The organism is Bacillus sp. FMQ74 (assembly GCF_001875785.1).
Lineage (GTDB): Bacteria > Bacillota > Bacilli > Bacillales > Bacillaceae > Bacillus > Bacillus stercoris.
Map to the genome: position 1 here is coordinate 84,312 of NZ_MOEO01000003.1, position 24,924 is coordinate 109,235.

Annotated in this window: 25 protein-coding genes and 1 pseudogene; 23 read left to right on the forward strand and 3 right to left on the reverse strand. The window is 43.8% G+C overall.

All coding sequences use genetic code 11. The features are described from left to right. Positions 1–12 precede the first annotated feature (12 nt). Positions 13–680, reverse strand: a pseudogene (locus BLL41_RS07260) (pectate lyase). Between the two features lie 241 nt (positions 681–921). After that, positions 922–1,674 carry a C39 family peptidase gene (locus BLL41_RS07265; RefSeq protein ID WP_071577326.1) on the reverse strand — a complete coding sequence of 251 codons (753 nt, stop codon included), beginning with the start codon at positions 1,672–1,674 and terminating at the stop codon, positions 922–924. A gap of 250 nt (positions 1,675–1,924) precedes the next feature. Here BLL41_RS07265 and BLL41_RS07270 point away from each other — a divergent pair, with 250 nt between their 5' ends. From BLL41_RS07270 to BLL41_RS07370, 21 genes are all read left to right on the forward strand, one after another. Then, positions 1,925–3,100 carry an ATP phosphoribosyltransferase regulatory subunit gene (locus tag BLL41_RS07270; RefSeq protein WP_071577327.1) on the forward strand — a complete coding sequence of 392 codons (1,176 nt, stop codon included), beginning with the start codon at positions 1,925–1,927 and terminating at the stop codon, positions 3,098–3,100. Next, complete coding sequence (gene hisG, locus BLL41_RS07275; protein WP_071577328.1) at positions 3,093–3,734, forward strand: ATP phosphoribosyltransferase; 642 nt, start codon at positions 3,093–3,095, stop codon at positions 3,732–3,734. Before BLL41_RS07270 ends, hisG begins: the two co-directional genes overlap by 8 nt. Further along, entirely contained in the window at positions 3,731–5,032 is a 1,302-nt protein-coding gene (gene hisD / locus BLL41_RS07280) for a histidinol dehydrogenase (RefSeq protein ID WP_071577329.1), read from the forward strand. Before hisG ends, hisD begins: the two co-directional genes overlap by 4 nt. Further along, positions 5,010–5,594 carry an imidazoleglycerol-phosphate dehydratase HisB gene (hisB, locus tag BLL41_RS07285; protein WP_071577330.1) on the forward strand — a complete coding sequence of 195 codons (585 nt, stop codon included), beginning with the start codon at positions 5,010–5,012 and terminating at the stop codon, positions 5,592–5,594. The genes hisD and hisB overlap by 23 nt, the downstream gene beginning before the upstream one ends. Then, entirely contained in the window at positions 5,595–6,233 is a 639-nt protein-coding gene (gene hisH, locus BLL41_RS07290; protein WP_071577331.1) for an imidazole glycerol phosphate synthase subunit HisH, read from the forward strand. Further along, complete coding sequence (gene hisA / locus BLL41_RS07295) at positions 6,230–6,967, forward strand: 1-(5-phosphoribosyl)-5-[(5-phosphoribosylamino)methylideneamino]imidazole-4-carboxamide isomerase (protein WP_071577332.1); 738 nt, start codon at positions 6,230–6,232, stop codon at positions 6,965–6,967. The genes hisH and hisA overlap by 4 nt, the downstream gene beginning before the upstream one ends. Beyond that, the gene (hisF, locus tag BLL41_RS07300) at positions 6,964–7,722 is read left to right on the forward strand and encodes an imidazole glycerol phosphate synthase subunit HisF (protein ID WP_071577333.1); all 759 of its coding nucleotides are present in this window, start codon (positions 6,964–6,966) and stop codon (positions 7,720–7,722) included. The genes hisA and hisF overlap by 4 nt, the downstream gene beginning before the upstream one ends. Further along, positions 7,719–8,348, forward strand: coding sequence for a bifunctional phosphoribosyl-AMP cyclohydrolase/phosphoribosyl-ATP diphosphatase HisIE (gene hisIE / locus BLL41_RS07305; protein ID WP_071577334.1), 630 nt, complete (start codon positions 7,719–7,721; stop codon positions 8,346–8,348). Before hisF ends, hisIE begins: the two co-directional genes overlap by 4 nt. 245 nt (positions 8,349–8,593) lie before the next feature. Further along, on the forward strand, positions 8,594–9,316 hold the full coding sequence (locus BLL41_RS07310; protein WP_071577335.1) for a lipoprotein YvcA: 723 nt from the start codon (positions 8,594–8,596) through the stop codon (positions 9,314–9,316). Between the two features lie 5 nt (positions 9,317–9,321). Further along, positions 9,322–11,229 (forward strand): DUF6792 domain-containing protein, encoded by a 1,908-nt coding sequence (locus BLL41_RS07315; RefSeq protein WP_071577336.1) that lies wholly within the window; start codon positions 9,322–9,324, stop codon positions 11,227–11,229. Between the two features lie 14 nt (positions 11,230–11,243). Next, positions 11,244–11,603, forward strand: coding sequence for a hypothetical protein (locus tag BLL41_RS07320; RefSeq protein WP_071577337.1), 360 nt, complete (start codon positions 11,244–11,246; stop codon positions 11,601–11,603). Between the two features lie 166 nt (positions 11,604–11,769). Then, on the forward strand, positions 11,770–13,539 hold the full coding sequence (bmrA, locus tag BLL41_RS07325) for a multidrug resistance ABC transporter ATP-binding protein/permease BmrA (protein ID WP_071577338.1): 1,770 nt from the start codon (positions 11,770–11,772) through the stop codon (positions 13,537–13,539). A gap of 125 nt (positions 13,540–13,664) precedes the next feature. Then, complete coding sequence (locus BLL41_RS07330) at positions 13,665–15,119, forward strand: tetratricopeptide repeat protein (RefSeq protein ID WP_071577339.1); 1,455 nt, start codon at positions 13,665–13,667, stop codon at positions 15,117–15,119. Positions 15,120–15,498: 379 nt separating this feature from the next. Next, the gene (gene cwlO, locus BLL41_RS07335; RefSeq protein WP_071577340.1) at positions 15,499–16,908 is read left to right on the forward strand and encodes a peptidoglycan DL-endopeptidase CwlO; all 1,410 of its coding nucleotides are present in this window, start codon (positions 15,499–15,501) and stop codon (positions 16,906–16,908) included. Positions 16,909–17,113: 205 nt separating this feature from the next. Continuing rightward, positions 17,114–18,064, forward strand: coding sequence for a thioredoxin-disulfide reductase (gene trxB, locus BLL41_RS07340; protein WP_003228139.1), 951 nt, complete (start codon positions 17,114–17,116; stop codon positions 18,062–18,064). Positions 18,065–18,382: 318 nt separating this feature from the next. Further along, a complete protein-coding gene (locus BLL41_RS07345; protein ID WP_014481002.1) occupies positions 18,383–18,859 on the forward strand; it encodes an 8-oxo-dGTP diphosphatase in 477 nt (158 codons plus the stop codon). Positions 18,860–18,884: 25 nt separating this feature from the next. Further along, complete coding sequence (gene rapZ / locus BLL41_RS07350; protein ID WP_003235371.1) at positions 18,885–19,772, forward strand: RNase adapter RapZ; 888 nt, start codon at positions 18,885–18,887, stop codon at positions 19,770–19,772. A 1-nt stretch (position 19,773) separates the two neighbouring features. Further along, entirely contained in the window at positions 19,774–20,727 is a 954-nt protein-coding gene (gene mgfK / locus BLL41_RS07355; protein ID WP_071577568.1) for a gluconeogenesis morphogenetic factor, read from the forward strand. A 22-nt stretch (positions 20,728–20,749) separates the two neighbouring features. Beyond that, a complete protein-coding gene (whiA, locus tag BLL41_RS07360; protein WP_071577341.1) occupies positions 20,750–21,700 on the forward strand; it encodes a DNA-binding protein WhiA in 951 nt (316 codons plus the stop codon). A 23-nt stretch (positions 21,701–21,723) separates the two neighbouring features. Beyond that, positions 21,724–21,981 carry an HPr family phosphocarrier protein gene (locus BLL41_RS07365; RefSeq protein WP_003219835.1) on the forward strand — a complete coding sequence of 86 codons (258 nt, stop codon included), beginning with the start codon at positions 21,724–21,726 and terminating at the stop codon, positions 21,979–21,981. Continuing rightward, positions 21,982–22,746 (forward strand): arylamine N-acetyltransferase family protein, encoded by a 765-nt coding sequence (locus BLL41_RS07370; protein WP_083427953.1) that lies wholly within the window; start codon positions 21,982–21,984, stop codon positions 22,744–22,746. A 35-nt stretch (positions 22,747–22,781) separates the two neighbouring features. On the opposite strand, the gene BLL41_RS07375 is transcribed toward BLL41_RS07370, so the two are convergent. After that, entirely contained in the window at positions 22,782–22,991 is a 210-nt protein-coding gene (locus BLL41_RS07375) for a hypothetical protein (RefSeq protein WP_071577343.1), read from the reverse strand. Between the two features lie 146 nt (positions 22,992–23,137). Here BLL41_RS07375 and psdR point away from each other — a divergent pair, with 146 nt between their 5' ends. Together psdR and psdS are read left to right on the forward strand one after the other, a co-directional pair. Beyond that, positions 23,138–23,851, forward strand: a complete 714-nt coding sequence (gene psdR / locus BLL41_RS07380) for a two-component system response regulator PsdR (protein ID WP_071577344.1) — start codon at positions 23,138–23,140, stop codon at positions 23,849–23,851. After that, a complete protein-coding gene (psdS, locus tag BLL41_RS07385; protein WP_071577345.1) occupies positions 23,845–24,915 on the forward strand; it encodes a two-component sensor histidine kinase PsdS in 1,071 nt (356 codons plus the stop codon). Before psdR ends, psdS begins: the two co-directional genes overlap by 7 nt. Positions 24,916–24,924: the final 9 nt, after the last annotated feature.

Genomic DNA, 24,924 nt, shown 5'->3' on the forward strand with positions numbered 1-24,924 from the left:
CGGACTTTTTTGTTAAAATTGAGTATTGTTGTTTTCGTAAATATGCTGAACGCCAATCATTTTTGACCGACATTAGAGTAGCGTGTGTTTGTCATTCTGACCGTGCTTGTTTTACTGTCCGTCCGGAATATCCCTTCTTTCATGTTTGTGATGGTGCACTTATCGATGATCACATCAACGTGGAAGGCTGAACCACCAAGCTGTCTAATGAACTTTCCGCCATTGTCTGCCGTGAAATTTTTCACTGTGAATGTACTGGCTTTATTGATTTGGAAAATCTTATCAGACGCTTTTTGAGCAGAGCCGCCGTCAATGGTCACTTTTCCTTTCTTCTTCACCGTTAACGCATCCTCACCAACATCTTCCCACTTCACATTCTGAATGTTAACGTTTTCATAAGTGTGCACGCCATCAGCAGCAGGTGCACCAAGCACCACATTTATCAGGGTTGCTCCCTCCTCTTCACACGAAAAACAGGGGTCTTGGTTTTCTGACTGGCTTCCGTCGCCTAGTTCTTTCCCTGCTACAAACCGCTGTCCTTTCCCGTCATCTGTTGTATTTTTTGGTACGATAATTGTTTCGTGAACCACTTTGTCAGCTGCAAAAGCGGTTGATGACTGAAACTGGCTGAAACCCATAACCAAACCGAGCATAAATAGGATAGACACGATTTTTTTCAATGATAAAATCCTCCCCGGATATCTTTCATTTTTTGCAAGAGAAGCGTCAGCGACTTGCTTCGGCTTCTCTCACATAGGTCGGGGCAAGGCTGAATCTGTTTTAATCATAAAAACAGACAGCCTGAAAGTAAAGACAATTTTGGAAAGGAAATGGAAAATTGATCGATCTTACCGATTGAAACAAAAAGCATGAATATCGTCGTGTTTGCTCGGGATAGAGCAAAGTGCGGCTTTCAAATGTTTACTTTTGAATAACGACGGCTTGGCTGCCCATTTGTTTCCACGCTTTTTCAAAGCTCGTCCTATCGGTTTTTCTATTTTTATAGCCATACGGGTCATTGAGATACACATATTTCTCATCATATCCCGTAACGGCGACGCTGTGTTCGCTGTACGTAATCTCTATCGTTCCGCTTGGCGTTTTCCATGTCTGCATGTTGTCAACTGGCGTAAAGTTGGCTGTCGTAATAACCCAAACTGGATTGCCTTTTTCAAGCTGTTCATAAACAGCGGAAATACTTTTTCCAGTCAGATCTGATACTTTGTCTCCGGCATAGGTTTTCGCCAGCTGATAGATCGGTCGATGGTAGACACCGAGACCAGGGCCATTCGCCATATCCCCGACAAATCCGTCATTCGGATTACCCTTTAATCCGCTGCTGTATGTCAAAGGCACTGTGGCAATCTGGTTTGCCAGGGTGTTTTTTGTCACGTCGTATCCCGCGTAATTCAGCACCATCGCAAGGCTTGTTACTTCACAGCCGTTATAGAGACGGGGTGCGTCCATTTGATTGTAAAGGATGACATCCAGCGGTTCGGCGCTTCCCTTCAGCTCCTTTTTGCCGTTCGCGGCCGTGCCCGTGTTGCTATCAGAAACCACTTTTTTAAGGCTGTCCAAAAAAGGAATATCTATATCTTTTGCATCTATTTTAAGTCCGAAAAAAATAACGCCTGAAAGAATCATCAGGACACATAGAGTTCGCAGTGTTTTCATCTTTATCTCCTTGTTCTCTATTTGATTTGTATTATAGCATGCCAAACATAAAGAATTTGAGATATTACGTACCTTTAATACATTGTTCATGATTTTTTCATAATGAGGAGAAGGATATTTGGACTAAAAAAATCCTGACTGAAGTTAAGCATTGATTTTCATTCTTTCATCTGCTAACATATTATCATATTAGCGAACTAAAGGATTCGGAATTTTCCTTCACAAGATGACAACGGAGGTGCGCGGGTTGATGTTTATGTTTGAAAAACCGCACGGCATGAGAGATACACTGCCCGGTTTATACGAAACGAAAAAAAAGGTGAGACGATCGTTAACCGATTTGATTGATAAATGGGGATATCAATTTATGGAAACGCCGACACTGGAGTTTTACGATACCGTTGGCGTCCAGTCAGCAATAGAAGAACAGCAGCTGTTTAAGCTTCTTGATCAGGACGGCAAGACATTGGTGCTTCGACCGGATATGACGGGGCCGATTGCAAGGGTGGCGGCATCAAAGCTTTTGAAACACGATCATCCGCTCAGAGTCGGCTATGCGGCAAATGTATTCAGGGCTCAGGAACGTGAAGGCGGACGTCCTGCAGAGTTCGAGCAGGTCGGAGTGGAGTTAATCGGTGACGGCACGATGAGCGCGGATGCGGAGGTTATTGCTTTAGTCGTCGGTGCATTAAAAAACGCTGGGCTGGCATCCTTTAAAATTGCCATCGGCCATGCCGGTATTGCGGATGCTTTGTTTGTTGAGGTGCTCGGAAACGTTGAACGAGCTGATGTGCTGCGGAGGTTCTTATATGAAAAGAACTACGTCGGCTACAGAGAGCATGTCAAGTCTCTCCCGCTTTCCTCCATTGATAAAAGCAGGCTGCTTGAGCTCCTCGAATTGCGGGGAGGCATAGAAGTATGCGGACGTGCTGAGGAAATTGTCGATTCTGCACAAGGAAAAAGCGTGGTTGATGAGCTGAAGGCGCTGTGGGACATTCTTGAGGATTACGGATGTACGGAAAATGTCCGCCTGGATCTGAATATGGTCAGCCACATGAGCTATTACACAGGGATTTTATTTGAAGTGTACGCTGAGAATGTCGGTTTTGTCATTGGAAGCGGCGGCCGTTATAACAAGCTGCTGGGCCATTTTGATTCACCTGCTCCGGCAACAGGCTTTGGGCTTCGGATCGACCGGCTGATTGAAGCCCTTCATATGAAAGACGAACCTTGTGAAATAGACGCAGTTATTTTCAGCAAAGAGCAGCGGGCGCAAGCCATCGCGTATGCGAATGAAGAACGTATGAAAGGGAACAAAGTGGTTCTTCAAGATTTATCGGGAATAGAAAATATCGACCAGATGACAAAATCTTTTGCAAACGTCACTTATTTTATCGGTGCCAGAAAGGAAGAGCAAAATGGGTAAGTTACTCACAATGGCGATGCCAAAGGGCCGGATATTTGATGAAGCGGCAGGGCTGCTGAGGCAGGCGGGCTACAAGCTCCCTGAGGAGTTTGAAGATTCAAGAAAATTGATCATCGATGTGCCGGAGGAAAATCTCCGTTTCATATTAGCGAAGCCGATGGACGTAACCACGTATGTGGAGCATGGCGTGGCAGACGTCGGAATAGCGGGCAAGGATGTCATGCTGGAGGAAGAGCGCGATGTATATGAGGTACTGGATTTGAACATCAGCAAATGCCACTTGGCAGTCGCCGGACTTCCGAATACAGACTCGAGCGGCGTAGCGCCAAGAATCGCAACAAAGTATCCGAATGTGGCCTCCAGTTATTTCAGAGAGCAGGGAGAACAAGTCGAGATCATTAAGCTCAACGGTTCAATTGAATTGGCCCCCCTCATTGGGCTTGCAGATCGGATAGTGGACATTGTTTCCACAGGACAGACGCTGAAAGAAAATGGGCTTGTAGAAATGGAGCAAATTTGTGACATTACCTCTCGATTTATTGTCAACCCGGTAAGCTATCGAATGAAAGATGATGTGATTGACGAAATGGCATCCCGCCTATCTCTCGTTGTGGAAGGAGAAACGGCAAAATGAAGATCAAAACCATCAGCGGAGCGGAGCGGCTTTCTCTCAAGCGTTCCATCGATGCCGGAACGGAAGAGCAAAGAAAAGCGGTTCGAACCATTATTGAAGATGTAAAGGCAAACGGTGATCAGGCGGTCCGCAGCTATACAGCGAAATTTGACGGTATCGACATAAACAGCCCGCTCGTCACAAAAGAGGAAATTGAGGAGGCATACACCTCGCTGGATTCACATCTTCTTCAGGTGATTAGGCAGGCAATCGAAAATATTAGGGAATATCACGAAAGACAGCTGCAATCCTCCTGGTTTTATCACAGAAAGGACGGCACAATGCTGGGACAGAAGGTGACGGCGCTTGATTCCGCCGGTGTATATGTGCCAGGGGGAACGGCCGCATATCCTTCATCTGTTTTGATGAATGTGATTCCGGCGCTGGTAGCGGGCGTTGAAAGAATCGTTCTCGTCACGCCTCCGGGAAAAGACGGTCGGCTGTCTCCGGGAGTTTTGGTTGCTGCTGCTGAGCTTGGCATAAAAGACATTTACAAAATGGGCGGTGCTCAGGCGATCGCGGCGTTAGCATACGGAACAGAAAGCATTGAGCCGGTGGATAAAATCACGGGTCCGGGCAACATTTATGTCGCGCTTGCCAAACGGGAGGTGTTCGGCGATGTCGATATCGATATGATTGCCGGACCTAGTGAAATCGTCGTGCTGGCTGATGAAACAGCGATACCACATGAAATTGCGGCCGACCTGCTTTCACAGGCGGAACACGATAAGCTCAGCTCATGTGTGTTTGTCACAGATTCCATGGCACTGGCCGAGGCGGTTTCAGCCGAGGTGAATGAGCAGCTGAAAACCCTGCCGCGACGAGAAATAGCGGAAGCTTCAGTGAGTGATTACGGTTGTATCTATGTGGCAGAAACAATGGATGAAGCGATTGATACTGTCAATACGCTCGCGCCGGAGCATTTAGAAATCCTCACACAGTCTCCCGATGCTTTGCTTGGCAGAATCAAACATGCGGGTGCAATTTTCTTAGGCAGATACAGCCCTGAGCCTGTCGGTGATTATTTTTCCGGACCGAACCATGTGCTCCCGACAAACGGAACAGCCAGATTTTCAAGTCCGCTAAACGTAACGGATTTTCAAAAGAAATCGAGTATTATTTCTTACAGCCAATCAGCTTTTGAAGAACATGCCGAAAGCATCGCGGCTTTTGCCAGACTGGAAGGGCTAGAAGCCCATGCAAGATCAATTGAAGCGAGAGAACGGAGGAATCTAAATGAGAAAAGCGGAACGCGTTAGAAAAACAAACGAAACAGATATTGAGCTGGCATTCGCAATAGACGGTGATGGACAGGCGGATATCAAAACAGACGTGCCGTTTATGACACACATGCTGGATTTATTCGCGAAACACGGCCAATTCGATCTTTCCATTAACGCAAAAGGCGATGTTGATATAGATGATCACCACACGACTGAAGATATCGGCATCTGCTTAGGGCAGGCGCTGCTTGAAGCGTTGGGTGATAAAAAAGGAATCAAACGCTATGGCTCGGCGTTTGTGCCGATGGATGAGGCACTTGCTCAAGTTGTGATTGATTTAAGCAACCGGCCGCACTTGGAAATGCGCGCTGACTTCCCGGCTGCTAAAGTCGGAACTTTTGATACGGAGCTTGTACATGAATTTTTGTGGAAGCTGGCGCTCGAAGCCCGGATGAACCTGCACGTCATCGTTCATTATGGCGCAAACACCCACCACATGATTGAAGCCGTTTTTAAAGCGCTGGGACGCGCGCTTGATGAAGCGACAACGATCGATCCGCGTGTTAAAGGAATACCGTCAACGAAAGGGATGCTGTAAATGATCGGTGTGATAGATTACGGAATGGGCAATTTATACAGTGTCTCAAAGGCGCTTGAGCGTGTCGGCGTACCGTACTTTGTTTCTGAAAAGCCCGAGGCGCTGAAAGAAGCCGATGCCTTCATTTTGCCGGGAGTCGGTTCATTTGGAGACGCGATGGACAATTTGCGCCACACGAAGCTCGATCAATTGATTCACGATATGGTCTCAGAGGGCAGGCTGCTTCTCGGGATCTGCCTTGGCATGCAGCTTTTATTTGAAGAAAGCGAAGAAAACGGCACCGCTTCAGGGCTCGGGCTGCTAAAAGGAAAAGCAGTCAGGCTGAAAGCAGAAGATGAAAAAGGAAACAAGCTGAAGGTTCCACATATGGGCTGGAATCGCCTTTTCTTTCATAACGAATCTCCGCTGCTGTCTGAAACAGAACAAGGCTACGCTTACTTCGTTCATTCTTATTACATTGACGGGATGGAGGGGGATGCGCTTCTGGCAAGCGCCGATTATGGTGTGCGAGTGCCTGCTGTAGTCGGAAAAGGGAACGTCTTCGGCGCCCAATTTCACCCTGAAAAAAGCAGCACGGTCGGAATGTCTATTTTAACCCAATTCACGAAATTAGCAGCAGAACAGAAGGTGAAAAAATGAGTGCTTTTACATTATATCCGGCAATTGATATGAGAAACGGCAAATGTGTCCGCCTTGTTCAAGGGGATTATAATAAGGAAACGATATATGGCGATTCACCGTACGACATGGCTGCATTATTTGCGAAAGAGAGTGCCGAATGGATCCATCTCGTTGATCTCGACGGGGCCAAAGAAGGGAAAAGAGTGAATGACCGCCATGTGATTGAGATTGCGCAAAAGCTGAACCTGAAAGTCGAAATCGGCGGCGGGATCCGTTCTGAAAATGACGTCTATGAATATTTATCAGCAGGAGTCGATCGGGTGATCCTGGGAAGCTCAGCAGTTTCTAACCCTCCGTTTGTCAAAAAAATGCTAAAACAATATGGCGAGAAAATTGCAATCGGACTGGATGCGAGAAACGGTTTTGTTTCAACAGAGGGATGGCTGGAAACATCAACCCTTAAGGCAACTGAACTGGGCAAAGAGCTGGCCAATGAAGGTGCGGAAGTCTTTATTTTTACTGACATCGCGACAGACGGAATGCTGTCAGGCCCCAATGTTAAAAGCACGGTCGAGCTTGCTAAGGAAACGGGGAAATCGGTGATCGCTTCCGGCGGAGTCAGCTGCGTCACGGATCTCGAAGCCCTCGCCCGCTATCAGACGGATGGCGTCTCTGGAGCGATAATCGGAAAGGCGCTGTATACCAATCAGTTTACGCTGAGCGAGGCGCTTGAAAGGGTGAAGCGCAAATGATCACAAAACGGATTATTCCATGCCTTGATGTCAAGGAAGGACGCGTTGTCAAAGGAATTCAATTTCTCAAATTGAAGGATGCCGGTGATCCGGTTGAACTTGCCGAAGTGTATGACCGGGAAGGTGCGGATGAACTGGTCTTTCTTGATATCTCCGCCTCGCATGAAGGACGAAAAACGATGGTTGACGTCGTGGAGCAGGTTGCCGCGAAGCTTGCGATTCCGTTTACAGTCGGCGGCGGCATCAATCAGCTCAGTGATATGAAAACGATTCTGCGTGCCGGAGCTGACAAAGTGTCGGTGAATACGGCAGCTGTTCTCCGCCCTGAGCTGATTACAGAAGGAGCCGAGTTTTTCGGTTCCCAATGCATCGTTCTTGCCATCGATGCCAAGTATGACAAAAAATCTGACACATATAAGGTCTACACGCACGGCGGCAGAAAGAAAACAGATTGGGAGGTCACCGAGTGGGCAAAAGAAGGCGTCAAACGCGGGGCAGGAGAAATATTGCTGACAAGCATGGACTCTGACGGTGAGAAAAAAGGGTTTGACCACAGGCTGACAAAGCTTGTTTCTGAAGCTGTCCCCGTCCCTGTTATCGCCTCGGGAGGCGCGGGAAGCGCGCAGCATATGCTTGAGGCTTTTACAAAAGGGGAAGCCGACGCTGCGCTGGCCGCCTCAATTTTTCATTATAAAGAAACATCGATTAAAGAAGTGAAATCATACTTGAAAGAGTACGGGGTGAATGTGAGATGAAACAGGCAGATGAACTGCGTTTTAACGAAGACGGATTAATTCCTGCCATCGTGCAGGATGCGGCAAGCAAAGAAGTGCTGACACTTGCCTATATGAACAAGGAATCGTACGAAAAAACGCTGGAAACGAAGGAAACATGGTTTTACAGCCGCTCACGCCAAGCGCTATGGCATAAAGGAGAAACCTCAGGGAACACGCAAGCGGTTAAAGGTATCCGGTATGACTGCGACCAGGACGCGCTGCTCGTACTCGTAGAACCGTCAGGCCCGGCATGCCACACTGGCAGCTACAGCTGTTTTACAAAGGAACAAACAGAAGAACAGGCCGCGGGCCGATTCGGCATCATGAACGAACTGGAGCGCGTAATCGCGGAACGCCAAGCGGAAATGCCTGAAGGAGCTTATACCACGTACCTTTTCCGTGAAGGCGTCGATAAGATTTTGAAAAAAGTCGGAGAAGAAGCATCCGAAGTCATCATCGCCGCGAAAAACCAGGACCATGAGGAACTCAAATGGGAAGCGGCAGACCTGCTATATCACCTGCTTGTCCTGCTCAGAGAACAAGCCTTGCCGCTAGATGATGTGCTTGATGTCTTGAAAAAACGACATTCTGAGAAAGAAGAGTAAAGAGCCGTATGATACGGCTCTTTTTGTTTTGTGAAAAAAGTAATAGGTATATAGAGGTGTGTGGGGTATTATACATGATTAGTTAATAAAAGGAGACCAAAACCGAGTCTGATTTCCTATTTATCCAAATTCCGCCATGATGTAACATGAAAAAGGATGAAATAATCATCTCTTTACCAGGTCAATAGAATTATTTTTGGTATAAAAATAGAATACTATTCTCACAAAACCCGTGGAGGTTCGTAATGAAAAAGATCATCTTTATTTGCTTCAGCTTATTACTTGCCCTGACAGGAGGATGCAGTATGAATGACAATGATAAAAACAGCACAAATGACAATAAAACAGAAGCGGTAAAACCAAAAGACATGGATCCAAAAGACCTGCCGCAGGTTCCGGCGTTTCAGGACGAGAAAACGAGAGAGTACATGGTGTCAACGAAAGAAGAGGAGCCAGGGTATTATTTGCTGGAATCTAAGCTGAATGGGTTTAGGATGTTGTTTCCGGAGGATGGAGAGTACGTACCTGATCTTTCAAGTAAAGGTGAAAATGAGGAAACAATAGTATTTGATAGTTTCAATAAAAAAACTAACATTCAATATGACGGGCAATTAGATTATCATCAAGAAAAAAGTTTTGCGAATGACAAGGATACAATGCTTGACATTGTAAGCGGCAGAAATAGCTATAAAGGAAAATACGAAGAAAGAGAGCTATCTGATAAAATTGTATATTCTGCTCAAAAGAAAAGCAGTTTTGATGATGTGGATGAAAAGAATAATTTTTCTTATAGATTTTTTGGTTATGTTAAATCTAAAAAAGAGGATTATTTAGGAATAGAGTATTCTTTTCGTTTTTCTTGCTATAAGGGTAAAGAGGTTTGTTCATTAAAGGAAGAAGAAGCAGAAAAAAAAGTTCGGAAAATAATTGATTCTATTACCTTTTTAAAAGTAAAAAAGGAGAAATAGAGAAAATGGAAAATAAGAATATATTTGAAAATGAAAATGTAAAGCTGCGTTTAATTGACTTGGAGTACGATTATAAAGAAAGATTTGCTTCTGATACTGAAAGTGAAATAAAGAGAGCTAAAACAGATTTTGAAGTCGAGGTGCGTCGAATATACAAAGAAGAAACACATCGAGACCTTCCAAAAAGTGTGGAAATATACACATCTAATGAACTTATTAAAAAAAATTCGAAAATAGATATATCAATAAGAGAGTCCGGATATGATGGTACAGCTATTTATATTAAGGATGATAAACAACACGTTAATCAACTTCATATTATTTCAGAGGGGAGTGCTGATAACGAAGACTGGTCATACAATTTCTTTGGTCTCTTTTTAGGGATAGATGACAGCCAGTACCAAGCGACAAAAGAGTTTGTAAGAAATGCCAAAAGAGAAACAGAGAATTCTAATGATTTAAAGACCTTTGCTATGGGGCACTCACTGGCAAATAATAATCAGCTGATGGTTCAATTAATTGACGGAGAATTTGATGAAGTTTATGGGGTTAACGGAGCTCAAATAAGCGTTGACCACCTACTAGCAACTGATTTGAATTTGAGAGATAGGTTAATGCATAAATTTCATATTAGACGCTTAAAAGATATTAATGATATCCCACCAGAAAAGTTAAAAAAAGAAATCCAAAAATATTACAAAGACAAAGGTGTAACAACAAACATCACCCAACGCATCTCAAAAGATGACCCGCTGTATGGAGTCAGCGGCAAGGCCGATTTCATTACATTCGGTGATGTGAAGATGGCAGATACAAATACAAGTGTAAAAGGCATCCGAAACATTATGGATGGGGTTCCTGACGAAGATGTAAGGTCAATTCAAAAATTCCTTCAAAAATATAAGGATGACTATGAAAAAGACGGCTTGAACGGTTTTATAAAGGCTGCCAGCGGGATAGACATAGACCTGATTGAAAGAGTGAAAAACACAGACGGCGCTTTAAAGAAAGTAAGTGTCCTATATGAGCATTTTGATGATGTTAAGCAAATGTATGGCCGAATAAAAGAGGAACTGCCGTCGTTTTTAGGTTTTCTTCATACCTTGTTGAGAAACAGCGGACCGGTCGTAGATCAGTTAGCTGAAAATGGTTATATTGATGAAACGCAAAAGAAAGTGATCAAAAAAGAATTAACGAATATTAATGCGAGTATGCGAGGCATAGAATTACGGTACGAGAATTTCATTGACCATCTAAAGCATGGCCAATTTATGCAAGCTTTAAAAGACGTTGGTGAAATAGTGGACTACGTAAAATCAATTCTGTCCTCATTGAAAACACTCGACACAGAAACAAAAGACGCACTAAAACTCATCGTCGACGGCCACAGCATCGTTCAAATGCTCAACGCCTTGTCGAAGGAAAAAGGCTTCAGCTATAAAGGCTCCGATATTTACTTTACAGGCAAGAGCGGCTCGGGAGAAACGATTCAAGTCAATCTCTCATCCGCTGTCAGAATCTATCAAAACGGTATGAAAATCGTTGAAGATATGGAAGAAGCGATTTCTAAGTACCAGAAGGTTTACAGTCAGGAAATCGATGAAGACTTCATAGACAAAAAACAGGCGATCACCACGGCGATTCATCATATGGAAGAAAACCCTTCGCATTATGCCTTCGATCTTCAATTCCGGCTTGCAGCTGGTTTCAGCCACACATTCGATAAATTGGAGAAAATCTCAGTTCATGAATCATTCCACACTGGTGCGCTTCCTGCTAATGATGGAATTGTTGCTGAATTAAAAAAACAGACAACAGAAAAAAGAGATTTTATCAAAAATATCCGCGAGAGTATTGAAAAGCTGTTTGAAAAAGAAGAAATGATTTCTCAGTTATTTGATTTTCAGCCTTAGGAGGATTTTGAAGAGTGACTTCTTTATTTTCAGAAAGTGAAACAGAAATTGTATCAACCACCTATATGTTTCTGACCAAATATGAAATGAAGGGGAAAGCGGGCACCCTCAATCAACCGATCAACGACTTTCTTAGCCTGACAAAGAAATTTGAGTCTTCATTAAAAGAGGAAATCAAAGGGCAAAAAGGGTTGATTGTAAAAAAAATAAAAGAAGAGCTTGAGTCTAATAGCGAAAAACGAAAAGCTGCCCTTCAGATGATAAAAGAAGAACATACCGCAAAAGTTGATCGGTACAAAATGATAATTGAAGACCTGCGACAGCAGGATGTAACATTGACTTACAGAAAAAAGAAACCAGTAAAAGATGTTTAACATAAAAAATCTCCTATTCAAACAATGAGTGGGAGATCTTTTATTTTCATCACGGCAAAAATATACTGAAAAAGTCTCTCGCCATTGATATGATTGAGAAAGAGTAAAAATCATCCTTTTGCTATGACTTTTCACCTTTCTGAACGTTGAAACAGGAGGAAAATATATGCCAACCCAGAAACAAAAATCTAAAAGTAAATTGAAACCCTTTTTTGCCTTAGTAAGACGGACAAATCCTTCCTATGGAAAGCTCGCCTTTGCGCTTGCCCTCAGTGTTGTAACCACGCTGGTCAGCCTGCTCATTCCATTATTAACGAAGCAGCTTGTCGATGGTTTTTCTATGTCAAATCTGTCAGGCACGCAAATCGGGTTGATCGCACTGGTGTTTTTCGTTCAGGCAGGTTTAAGCGCTTATGCCACCTATGCGCTTAACTATAATGGACAAAAAATCATCTCCGGGCTCCGGGATTTATTATGGAAGAAATTAATTAAGCTTCCTGTCTCTTATTTCGATTCAAATGCTTCCGGAGAAACAGTCAGCCGTGTAACGAACGATACGATGGTTGTCAAAGAATTGATTACAACCCATATCAGCGGATTCATTACAGGCATCATTTCTGTCATTGGATCATTGACAATCTTGTTTATTATGAACTGGAAACTGACACTGCTTGTGTTAGTGGTCGTTCCGCTGGCCGCTCTTATCTTGGTGCCGATTGGACGGAAAATGTTCTCCATTTCACGGGAAACGCAAGATGAAACGGCCCGTTTTACAGGCCTTCTTAACCAAATTCTCCCGGAAATCAGACTTGTCAAAGCTTCAAATGCGGAGGATGTCGAATATGGGCGCGGGAAAATGGGGATTTCCTCATTATTTAAGCTTGGCGTTCGTGAAGCTAAGGTTCAATCACTTGTCGGCCCGCTTATCTCACTCGTGCTAATGGCAGCGCTTGTCGCAGTGATCGGATATGGCGGCATGCAGGTATCTTCAGGGGAGCTCACGGCCGGAGCGCTCGTGGCTTTTATTTTATATTTGTTCCAAATTATTATGCCGATGGGCCAGATTACAACATTCTTCACACAGCTGCAAAAATCAATCGGTGCAACAGAACGAATGATTGAGATCTTGGCAGAGGAAGAGGAAGATACAGTGACGGGAAAACAAATCGAAAATGCGCATCTGCCTATCCAGCTTGATCGCGTGTCTTTTGGATATAAGCCTGATCAGCTGATTTTAAAAGAAATCAGCGCTGTCATTGAAGCAGGGAAAGTGACAGCGATCGTCGGTCCGAGCGGCGGGGGGAAAACGACGCTGTTTAAGCTGCTTGAACGCTTTTATTCTCCGACTGCAGGGACTATTCGGCTGGGGGACGAGCCGGTTGACACTTATTCGCTTGAATCGTGGCGGGAGCATATCGGATATGTATCACAGGAAAGTCCGCTAATGTCGGGGACAATCAGAGAAAATATTTGCTACGGGTTAGAACGAGATGTAACAGATGCTGAGATCGAAAAAGCCGCGGAGATGGCATATGCGCTCAATTTCATAAAGGAGCTGCCGGATCAGCTTGATACAGAAGTGGGCGAACGCGGCATCATGCTGTCAGGCGGACAAAGGCAAAGAATCGCGATTGCGAGAGCGCTTCTCCGTAACCCAAGCATTCTTATGCTTGATGAAGCCACTTCAAGTCTTGACAGCCAATCTGAAAAGTCAGTTCAGCAGGCCCTTGAGGTGCTGATGGAGGGCCGCACAACAATTGTTATCGCTCACCGCCTATCTACCGTTGTAGACGCGGACCAGCTTTTGTTTGTTGAAAAAGGGGAAATCACCGGCCGTGGAACACACCATGAATTAATGGCTTCCCATGGTCTTTATCGTGATTTTGCTGAACAGCAGCTGAAAATGAACGCGGATTTAGAAAACAAAGCCGGGTAAATTTTGGTCGAATCAGCCAATAAAAAAGAGGAGGGAATTTCCCAATCCTTCCTTTTGAACTATTGAGGGGCTTACGATTTATGGTATACTACTGACGGTAATATTGTATAAAACGGAGGGTAGTTGTGGGAAAACACACTTCTGAACATAAAAATCACGCACAAATTGTCCAGCTGCTTCAAGATGGACAATATTTTTTTCATAAAGGCTTGAAAGCGTATAAAGAGCGCAATCTGAAACGGGCAAGCAAACTGATCCAGCGCGCGGTTCATTTGGAGCCGGAGGATTCAGAGATGCTTTCACAGCTTGCGGTCATTTACTCGGAAATGGGCCAGTATCAAGAGTCGAACGATCTTCTTGACTATATTATGGCTAATCTGGAGGCCGAAATGCCGGAGTGCCATTACTTTAAAGCGAACAACTTTGCCCATCTGGGGCTCTTTCAAGAAGCTTATAAAGAAGCGGCTGCTTATTCTGATGCGGACCCGGACGGTGAATTCGCGGAAGAAAACGATAGTCTGCTTGATTTGCTCGATCTAGGAGACGATGGTATTGAGGATTCGTTGTATGATCAGGATGAACTGCTGGTGAAACAGGATCGGGCAAAATCATTGCTGGAAAGCGGCCAGCTTGCTGAAGCGGTTGCGGCGCTTGAGGAAATCACAGCTGAATATCCGGAGCTTTGGTCAGCATACAACAATCTGGCGCTTGCCTATTTCTATTCCGGAAACGTTGTAAAAGCGAAGCAAACCGCGTATGAAGTGCTTTCTCATAATGAAGGAAATCTTCACGCCTTATGCAATCTTCTCGTTTTCTATTATTATGAAAGAGAAGATGAAAAAGTGGCGGAATTGAGTGAGCAGCTCTCTAATGTCTATCCGATGCTGTTGGAACAGCGTTATAAACTGGGGGCTACTTTGGCGCTTGTCGGCCGTTACGAGCTTGGATATAAATGGCTCAAATCATTATATAAAACCGGCTTTGAAGGTGACGACACATTCTTTTACTGGCTCTCATGCTCCGCTTATTTTACGGGGCATGCCGACTTTGCCGAGACGATCTGGAGAAAAGTCGAGTCGCAATATCCCGGAGAAGACCGCCCTGCCCCTTGGGTTGAGCGGAGGGAAGCACTTCCTTCATCTGTAGAGCAGCGTCTCGCAGCCTATTATATCAGCAGTACAAAGGGAGAAACGGAGCATCTTGAAGCGGTGATACGCTCAAAGAGAATCACTGCTCCTTTTGAAAATCATTTTGTAAAGCTGCTTCTGAATGGAGATTCTGTGGCTGCTGACGTTTCAGAGGATGCGCTTTTCGCCTATCAAACGGTCAAATTATTAGAGCAAGCTGAAAAAGAAGAGATGAAAACAGAAGTCATGAGCTGCTGGGTTTTCCATGTCATCCAGCAAATCCGCGCAGCCGCTCCGCTGAAGAATGAGAAAGGCTGGGCGGCAGCAATCTGTTATATTTGGAAAGAAGCCCATGGCAAGCAAGACACGAAAAAAGCTACAGCGGCCCGATTCGGCATCTCTCCGGCAACGTTAACGAAATATATGAAATATATTGATGATATTCTAGAATAGTATATTTTGAAGAGTCGATTTGTTTAATCGACTCTTTTTTGTTTGGTAGATTATATTAAGAAAATAATATCGACAGTTTTTTTACACGTTTAAGAAAAATGACAAATGATGTGTGACTTGACATCTGTTTGAAATATAAATGTAATAAAATTTATCGCTAATTTGTCGAAACTTGATGGTATAATGATTCTCGTACATAAGGAATTAGTGTTTTTTACATATGATGTGAAATAAACGCTATACAACCAGAATAAGAGATGCACAGAATAATTAACCATAAACAACCATCATTCCTCGTAGAGTATGAGGAACGAAACTTGATGTTCAAAATACGATTCCAAATGAGGACAGGTTCACAGTAAAAGGGAGGATATAAAAAGTGAGAAAGAGTTTATTGACACTTGGTTTGGCTTCCGTCATCGGGACAAGCAGTTTTTTGATCCCATTTACAAGTAAAACTGCATCGGCGGAAACATTAGATGAAAAGAAACAAAAAATCGAAAGCAAGCAATCTGAGGTTGCTTCCAGCATTGAAGCGAAGGAAAAAGAATTAACTGAGCTTCAGGAAAATCAATCAAAGATTGAAAAAGAACTGAAAGACATTAACGCTAAGGCGCTTGATACAAGCAACAAGATCGAAGATAAAAAAGAAGAAAACGATAAAACAAAAGAAGAAATCAAAAAACTGAAAAAAGAGATTAAAGAAACAGAAGCACGCATCGAAAAACGCAATGAAATCCTGAAAAAACGCGTTCGTTCTTTACAGGAAAGCGGCGGATCTCAAGGATACATAGATGTTCTTCTAGGATCAACAAGTTTTGGTGACTTTATCTCTCGTGCGACTGCGGTTTCATCTATTGTGGACGCAGACAAAGATTTAATCAAACAGCAAGAGCAGGATAAAGCGAAGCTCGAAGATTCTGAAGCGGATTTGAATGACAAGCTGAAAGAAGTTCAAGCTGCATTGGCTAAATTAGAAACAATGCAAAAAGACCTTGATAAACAGCTTAATGAAAAAGACAAGCTTTTCGACGAAGCAAAAGCAAGCCAAAAGAAAACGGCTAAAGCGATTTCTGAATTAAAATCAGAGGCGTCTGAACTTGCAAATCAAAAAGCAAATACTGAAGCTGAACAAGCACGTATCAAAAAAGAACAAGAAGCAGCAGCTGCTTTGATCAAAAAGCAGGAAGAAGCACAAAAAGCATCTGATGAAACACAAACAGATGACAGCCAAACGGCTACAACTGAATCAGCAAAAGCAAGCTCAGCTGATGATTCTTCAGACAATTCGTCTAACGGTTCATCAAACAGTTCGTCTAACGGCTCATCTTCTAAGAAGAGCAGCGGCTCAAACAGCGATTCAGGCGGCACTGTTATCAGCAACTCCGGCGGAATTGAAGGCGCGATCAGCGTTGGTTCAAGCATTGTAGGACAATCTCCGTACAAGTTTGGCGGCGGACGCAGCCAATCTGATATCAACAACCGTATTTTTGACTGCTCATCATTCGTACGCTGGGCATACGCTTCTGCAGGTGTTAACCTTGGACCTGTAGGCGGAACAACAACTGATACGTTAGTTGGCAGAGGACAAGCTGTCAGCGCATCTGAAATGAAACGCGGAGACCTTGTGTTCTTTGACACTTACAAAACAAATGGACACGTAGGAATCTACTTAGGAAACGGTACTTTCCTAAACGACAATACATCTCATGGCGTATCTGTTGACTCTATGAGCAATCCTTACTGGAAAAAAGCATTTAAAGGCGTTGTAAGACGTGTTGTTCAATAATAAATATGACAAGGGCCTTCTATAAACAGAAGGCTCTTTCTTTATTAACATATACCCTTTTCGAATACATTTAATCGTGTTGAGCAAAAAAATAGCGTATCACCATGAGATTTTATAGGATATGGGTAAGGAATACGTTTGATGGGGATTCTTATCATATAAGAAAGAGCCCAAACTTGAAAAGATGGTTTAAGGAGTGAATAGTGTGTCAGAAGAAAAAATTTATGACGTGATTATAATCGGCGCGGGCCCTGCTGGGATGACGGCCGCTGTATACACATCAAGAGCGAATTTATCGACATTAATGATTGAAAGAGGAATTCCTGGCGGACAAATGGCCAATACGGAAGATGTAGAAAACTATCCTGGATTCGAAAGTATCCTTGGGCCTGAGCTTTCTAACAAAATGTTTGAACACGCGAAAAAATTCGGCGCTGAATACGCTTATGGCGATATTAAAGAAGTCGTTGACGGCAAAGAGTACAAAGTAGTCAAAGCCGGTTCAAAAGAATATAAAGCGCGTGCCGTCATCATTGCTGCAGGTGCGGAATATAAAAAAATCGGCGTGCCTGGCGAAAAAGAATTGGGCGGACGCGGTGTATCTTATTGTGCAGTATGTGACGGCGCTTTCTTTAAAGGCAAAGAACTTGTCGTTGTTGGCGGCGGAGATTCCGCGGTTGAAGAAGGCGTGTATCTGACTCGTTTCGCTTCAAAAGTAACGATTGTTCACAGACGTGATAAACTCCGTGCTCAAAGTATTCTTCAAGCGAGAGCATTTGATAATGAAAAAGTTGACTTCCTATGGAACAAAACCGTGAAGGAAATTCATGAGGAAAACGGCAAAGTCGGTAACGTAACGCTTGTCGATACGGTAACCGGTGAAGAAAGTGAATTCAAAACAGACGGCGTATTCATTTACATCGGCATGCTTCCTCTGTCTAAACCGTTTGAAAACTTGGGCATTACGAATGAAGAAGGTTATATCGAAACAAACGACCGCATGGAAACTAAGGTTGAAGGGATTTTCGCTGCCGGAGACATTCGCGAAAAATCATTGCGCCAAATCGTAACGGCTACAGGAGACGGAAGCATTGCAGCACAAAGCGTTCAGCATTATGTCGAAGAGCTCCAAGAAACGCTGAAAACCTTAAAATAAAAAGGGCTGTCATACGAGTTTCACATTACGTTACTGGGTTTTAATTCCGCTGTAACACATGTGTAATGCTTTTCGGTTATGATTAATAAAGTAATTGACCCCCTTTTTATAATGAATACACTTTTTTGGCACGGATTCTCCAGTTATCCGTGTCCTTTTTTTGTCCAAAAATAAAAGATGAATGCTGATTACAGCAAAATTATCTGAATTAACGAATGAATATGCTGTAAAATAGAAGAAAAGATTGTCAATGTCTCTTCATTGTGGGAGGCATCTTGAAGCGGTATAATAAAGAGACGATGACAGGACGAAGGTTAGGTGACGTACTTGCAAAGAGTGACAAATTGTGTGCTTCAGACGGATGATAAAGTTCTTCTGCTTCAAAAGCCGAGACGCGGCTGGTGGGTCGCACCGGGAGGCAAGATGGAGAGCGGAGAATCAGTCAGAGACTCCGTCATCAGAGAGTACAGAGAAGAGACTGGTATCTATATCATAAATCCTCAATTAAAAGGCGTTTTTACCTTTATTATTAAAGACGGTGACCACATTGTCTCCGAGTGGATGATGTTTACGTTTGTCGCTGATTCATATACAGGACAAAATGTATCAGAATCGGAGGAAGGGAAACTGCAGTGGCACGATGTCAATGACATTCAGAACCTGCCTATGGCCCCTGGAGACGGCCATATCCTTGATTTTATGATGAAGGGACAAGGGCTGCTGCACGGCACATTTACGTATACACCGGACTTTGAGCTGCTCAGTTATCGTTTAGACCCACAGCACATCAAATAGAAAGACAAGTCAGGGGGGGAGAAAGATGAGTGTTAGTGAATCACATGATATTCAGCTTGTCATTATAACCGGAATGTCGGGAGCGGGGAAAACTGTCGCGATTCAAAGCTTTGAAGATCTCGGCTATTTCTGCGTCGATAATCTTCCGCCTTCATTGCTTCCGAAGTTTTTAGAGCTGATGAAGGAATCAAATTCGAAAATGAGCAAAGTTGCGCTCGTGATGGATCTGCGCGGCCGCGAATTTTTTGACCGGCTGATTGAAGCGCTGGATGAAATGGCCGAAAATCCGTGGATCACACCGCGAATTTTATTCCTGGACGCGAAGGATTCCATTCTCGTCACAAGATATAAAGAAACGAGACGCTCGCATCCGCTGGCAGCGACTGGCCTGCCGCTTGAAGGCATTGCGCTGGAACGAGAGCTGCTTGAGGAATTAAAAGGCCGCTCTCAGATCATTTACGATACATCTGACATGAAGCCGCGTGATTTACGCGAAAAAATTGTAAAGCACTTTGCCTCAAACCAAGGAGAGACATTTACCGTAAATGTGATGTCATTTGGTTTTAAATACGGTATCCCGATTGACGCAGATCTCGTCTTTGATGTCAGATTTTTGCCGAATCCGTACTATATCGAAAGCATGCGGCCGCTGACTGGCAAGGATGAAGAGGTTTCCTCTTACGTCATGAAGTGGAATGAAACGCAAAAGTTCAATGAGAAATTAATTGATCTGCTGAGCTTTATGCTTCCATCTTACAAAAGAGAAGGAAAAAGCCAGGTTGTCATTGCGATCGGCTGCACAGGGGGCCAGCACCGCTCTGTGACATTAGCCGAGAATTTAGCTGATTATTTCAAAAAGGATTACTATACTCATGTTACTCACCGGGACATTGAAAAGAGAAGCCGGAAATAAGATGGGACAAAAGCCGAAAATCGCAATCTTTGGCGGCGGTACAGGTCTTTCTGTATTGCTTCGGGGCCTAAAGCATAAACCCGTTGACATCACGGCCATTGTAACAGTTGCCGATGATGGGGGAAGCTCTGGCCGTCTGCGGAATGAACTGAAAATTCCGCCTCCCGGAGACATCAGAAATGTGCTTGCCGCTTTATCCGATGTGGAGCCGCTTGTTGAAGATCTTTTTCAGCACCGCTTCAATAAAGGGAATGACTTAACAGGCCATTCTCTCGGGAATTTGATTTTGGCAGCGATGACAAATATAACCGGTGATTTTTTTCACGCTGTCACAGAAATGAGCAAGGTGCTGAATGTAAGAGGGAAGGTTTTGCCGGCTGCAAATACCAGTGTTGTTTTGCATGCTGAGATGGAAGACGGTCGCGTGGTCTCAGGCGAGTCAACGATTCCGGCATACGGACAGCGCATTAAGCGTGTTTTTCTCACGCCTGAACAGATTGATCCGCTGCCGGAAACAATAGACGTGATCAGGGAAGCGGATTTGATTATTATCGGCCCGGGAAGCCTCTATACAAGCATTCTTCCCAATTTGCTCGTCCCAAAAATCGGGGAAGAAGTGATAAAGGCGCCGGCGAAAAAAGTATACATTTGCAACGTGATGACTCAGCCCGGTGAAACGCTCCATTACACCGCTGCTGATCATGTGAAAGCGCTCAATCAGCATATGGGCTGCGGTTTTATTGATACGATATTAGTGAACAGTGAAGACATTCCCGACGAAATAAAGCGTAAATACGAAATGGAATCCGCACGTCCTGTTGATTTTGATATCGAAGAGCTGAAAGCGATGGGGCTTGAAGTCATCAGAGACCAAATCGTAACGTATAAAAATGACGTAATTCGTCACGATACACATAAAGTGGCCTCTCTTCTTGTTGATTTACTGAAAGAATGAAGCCTTGAAATGAGGTGGCTATATGTCATTTGCATCAGAAACAAAAAAAGAATTAACCAATTTGGAAGTGAAAGACTGCTGCATTAACGCCGAGCTGTCTGCACTCATCCGGATGAATGGAGCTTTATCATTTACAAACCGCCATCTCGTACTCGATGTTCAAACTGAAAATGCGGCGATTGCCCGCCGCATCTATACATTGCTGAAAAAACAATATGACGTGTCGGTCGAGCTGCTGGTCAGAAAGAAAATGCGGCTGAAAAAGAATAACGTCTATATTGTGCGTTTTTCAGAAAATGCAAAAGCGATCTTAGAGGATTTAAAAATACTCGGGGAGAACTTTGTGTTTGAACGAAGTATTTCGAAAGAGCTGGTCAAAAAGAGATGCTGCAAGCGTTCTTATATGAGAGGGGCATTTTTGGCAGGAGGTTCGGTCAATAATCCGGAAACCTCCTCGTATCATTTAGAAATCTTCTCTCTTTATAAGGAGCATAACGATTCATTATGTGACCTGTTAAATGAGTTTCAGTTAAACAGCAAAACGCTTGAACGGAAAAAAGGCTACATCACCTATTTAAAAGAGGCTGAAAAGATTACAGAGTTTCTGAACATAATCGGCGCTCACAACTCGCTTCTGCGATTTGAGGATGTCAGAATCGTCCGGGACATGAGAAATTCGGTCAACCGCCTCGTCAATTGTGAAACAGCCAACTTAAACAAAACGATCGGCGCTTCGCTGAGACAGGTGGAAAATATTAAATACATCGATGAAAGAATCGGTCTGGAGGCGCTTCCTGAAAAACTTCGGGAAATCGCGCAGCTGCGGATTGATTATCAGGAAGTGACGCTGAAAGAGCTGGGGGAAATGGTAGCAAGTGGGAAAATCAGCAAATCAGGAATCAATCACAGGCTGAGAAAACTTGACGAAATCGCAGAACAGCTGCGGACTGGGCAAACCGTCACTTTAAAATAACCGTAAAGAAAAGGGGAGATCTTATGGTTCAACAGAAAGTGGAAGTTCGATTAAAGACAGGACTGCAAGCACGTCCTGCTGCTTTGTTTGTACAAGAAGCAAACCGGTTTACGTCAGATGTGTTTCTTGAGAAGGATGGGAAAAAAGTAAACGCCAAAAGCATCATGGGACTGATGAGCCTGGCGGTAAGTACAGGCACTGAGGTTACCCTGATTGCCCAGGGGGAAGATGAACAAGAGGCGCTGGAGAAGCTGGCTGCTTACGTTCAAGAAGAAGTTTAGGTGATAAAAATGAGTGACTTTCTAAAAGACTGCTTTCAGAAAATCGGCTGGGAGAAAGACCATGTCAGCTTCGGTGATCTTCCCCTTTTTCTCAAAGCAATGGCATACCGTTTTCCATTTGAAAACCGTGCCGTACTAGCAAAAGAGAACTATAAGATCACAAAAGAAGAGCTGTGGCGACGTCTGCTCAAAGATCAGCACGGCGGCCTATGCTACGATTTAAATGGTTTCCTTTATTTTGTCTTGCGTGAGGCCGGGTTTCATGTGAAGCTCATTCGAGGAACGGTTTATGCAGGCAATCAAGAGGGATGGGCGCTAGAAGGGACGCATGCTGCTGTATTGCTGTCTGCGGAAAACGGCGATTATCTCGTTGATATCGGCTTCGGCATCAACCTTGCGCTCCAGCCGATACCGCTTTCCGGAGAAACGGTACAGTCACCGGTCGGGTTATTCCGAATCAAAAAAGAAGAGACAGAAAAGGGCAGCCATTTGCTGCTGATGGACAAAGGAGAAGGCTGGCAAATTGGGTACGCCTTTACCCTTGAAGAGAGTGATCTCTGTGATTTAGATAACATGAAGGACATGATTCACTCTCATGAAAAATCTCCTTTTAACAAATCACCGCTTGCCTCAAAGCTGACGCCGAGCGGAAGGATGGTCATGTCAGACCGCCATTTGACAATTCATGAAAACGGCGGTGACATTCAAAAAAGGGATATGGGCCCTTCAGAATTTGAAGAGAAATTAAATACTCATTTTTTGTAACGTAAAAAGCTTGCAGGTTAACTGCAGGCTTTTTCTTATGAACAAGTATTGATTGCTGTATCAAATGCGTCTTCCGGGATATACAGTTTTCCCTTTTCGTATTTATAAGGAATTTTATTCTCTTTAAAGCACTCTTTGCTATATTCAGTTAGTGTATCCCCAATTTCTATGTATTTCCCGGTATAGTTGGGCTGACATGCTGAAAGAATTGACGTAATGGCCAGAAACAGCATGATTTTCTTCATCACGACACCTGCCTATTATGAAAATTTTACCTTTATCATTCTATCATAATGAAAAGAAAAAGACCGATTTACTATTCTGCACATGCTATAATAATTTTGGAATCTTCTAGAAAAATCATCGTGATGTACATATAAGGGGGATCAACGTGTATCGGATTTTGCTTGTGGAAGATGATGAGCGGATTGCTTCTTTGCTGGGCGGTCATCTTCAAAAATACGGATATGAAGTGAAAATTGCTGAACAGCTGAATGATATAAAATTGGAATTTGCAGAAATGAAGCCTGATCTTGTCCTGCTTGATATTAACCTGCCTTTTTTTGACGGATTTTATTGGTGCAGGCAAATCCGTACCATTTCCAATGCGCCAATTATTTTTATTTCAGCGCGGACCGATGAGCTGAATCAGGTAATTGCGATTGAAAATGGCGGCGATGATTATATCACAAAGCCGTTCCATCTAGAGGTAGTGATGGCCAAAATCAAAAGCGTCCTGCGCCGCACATACGGTGAATATTCGCCCTCTCTGCCGCAGGAATCAAGAATATTGGAACTTGGCGGGCTGACGATTTATCCTGATCAGAATGAGGCCGAATGGGACAGCACCCGGATTCTATTTTCCCAAAAAGAATTCCAGCTTCTCTCGATTTTTGTGAGGGAGCATAAAAAAATTGTTTCTCGTGATGAGCTATTGGAGGCGTTATGGGATGACGTTGATTTTGTCGATGACAATACGTTAACGGTCAATGTCAACCGGCTGCGGAGAAAACTGGAGAATGCCGGACTGAAAGATTGTATTTCAACAATCAGAGGACAAGGCTATCAATTTCAAGTCAATCGGAAGGATGAAGCGGAGTGTTAAAGACTTATCTCATCGACCGTTTCGCCATTATACTATTTTCATTATTAGGGATAGGGGCCAGCATGCTGATTGCGTATTTAAGCATCATAGAGAGCGGCGCAGAACCATCTAAAGAAAATATGATGTATATATGGATTTTGCCTGGTGTTCTTCTAGCTGCCGGTTTTGCAGCTGACTACGTTCGGCAATATTCCTTTCTCACCTATGTCAAAAAGCTTGCAGAACAAACGTCTGCTGCAAATGACATCGGACAGTCTTTGAAAGCCCGAAAGCCAAGAACAGGAGAGCAAGCGCTTTGGACGAAAATAATCAACGCACTCGGGCAGCAATACGAAAGCAGGCTCTCACAATATATCAATCAGCAAAAGCAGCATTATACCTTCACCAATCAATGGGTCCACCATATGAAAACACCGGTATCTGTCATTTCTTTAATGATTCAAGAAGGAAAAAACGGAACCTCTTCTTCTTTTCCGACGTTTTTAGAGGAGCTGGAGGATGAAAATGAGAGATTTCGCCACGGTCTTGATATGATGCTGCAAACGGCCCGGCTGGAGGAATTCGCCTTTGATGTAAAGCCGCAAACCTTTGATTTGGCCGAAATGGTTCGTTCACTGATCAATCAGGAAAAACGTCAGTTTATTAAACGGCGCCTGTTTCCAACATTACATGTGCCGCCAAATGCCGTTCAGATTTCCAGTGATCAAAAGTGGCTTTCCTTTGTTGTCGAGCAAATCCTTTTCAACGCTTTAAAATATTCAAAGCAAGGTGTGGGAGACCCTATTACAATCCGGATTGAAACACAGGGACATGAGACACGATTGTCGGTTGCTGATAAAGGAATCGGCATACCGCCGCAGGATCTCCCGCGGATTTTTGACGCGTTTTTCACCGGAGAAAACGGACGAACCATGAAAGAGGCAACTGGAATGGGCCTTTATTTAGCCAAACAGGTGTGCAGCCGTCTCGGCCATAAGCTGTATGCGGAATCAAAAGAAGGAACTGGCACTGTGATGACCATCGTGTTTTCAAGTGACACCCTCGTGAATGTGACAGCATTGTAAGGTTGGGGA

Excerpts from the sequence above, each read along its gene's own strand:
- hisD (WP_071577329.1), top strand. The coding sequence starts at position 3,731 with ATGAAGATCAAAACCATCAGCGGAGCGGAGCGGCTTTCTCTCAAGCGT.
- hisB (WP_071577330.1), top strand. The coding sequence starts at position 5,010 with ATGAGAAAAGCGGAACGCGTTAGAAAAACAAACGAAACAGATATTGAG.
- hisG (WP_071577328.1), top strand. The coding sequence starts at position 3,093 with ATGGGTAAGTTACTCACAATGGCGATGCCAAAGGGCCGGATATTTGAT.
- BLL41_RS07310 (WP_071577335.1), top strand. The coding sequence starts at position 8,594 with ATGAAAAAGATCATCTTTATTTGCTTCAGCTTATTACTTGCCCTGACA.
- BLL41_RS07315 (WP_071577336.1), top strand. The coding sequence starts at position 9,322 with ATGGAAAATAAGAATATATTTGAAAATGAAAATGTAAAGCTGCGTTTA.
- whiA (WP_071577341.1), top strand. The coding sequence starts at position 20,750 with ATGTCATTTGCATCAGAAACAAAAAAAGAATTAACCAATTTGGAAGTG.
- rapZ (WP_003235371.1), top strand. The coding sequence starts at position 18,885 with ATGAGTGTTAGTGAATCACATGATATTCAGCTTGTCATTATAACCGGA.
- BLL41_RS07265 (WP_071577326.1), bottom strand. The coding sequence starts at position 1,674 with ATGAAAACACTGCGAACTCTATGTGTCCTGATGATTCTTTCAGGCGTT.
- hisIE (WP_071577334.1), top strand. The coding sequence starts at position 7,719 with ATGAAACAGGCAGATGAACTGCGTTTTAACGAAGACGGATTAATTCCT.
- BLL41_RS07365 (WP_003219835.1), top strand. The coding sequence starts at position 21,724 with ATGGTTCAACAGAAAGTGGAAGTTCGATTAAAGACAGGACTGCAAGCA.
- hisA (WP_071577332.1), top strand. The coding sequence starts at position 6,230 with ATGAGTGCTTTTACATTATATCCGGCAATTGATATGAGAAACGGCAAA.
- BLL41_RS07375 (WP_071577343.1), bottom strand. The coding sequence starts at position 22,991 with ATGAAGAAAATCATGCTGTTTCTGGCCATTACGTCAATTCTTTCAGCA.
- hisF (WP_071577333.1), top strand. The coding sequence starts at position 6,964 with ATGATCACAAAACGGATTATTCCATGCCTTGATGTCAAGGAAGGACGC.
- bmrA (WP_071577338.1), top strand. The coding sequence starts at position 11,770 with ATGCCAACCCAGAAACAAAAATCTAAAAGTAAATTGAAACCCTTTTTT.
- BLL41_RS07270 (WP_071577327.1), top strand. The coding sequence starts at position 1,925 with ATGTTTATGTTTGAAAAACCGCACGGCATGAGAGATACACTGCCCGGT.
- mgfK (WP_071577568.1), top strand. The coding sequence starts at position 19,774 with ATGGGACAAAAGCCGAAAATCGCAATCTTTGGCGGCGGTACAGGTCTT.
- hisH (WP_071577331.1), top strand. The coding sequence starts at position 5,595 with ATGATCGGTGTGATAGATTACGGAATGGGCAATTTATACAGTGTCTCA.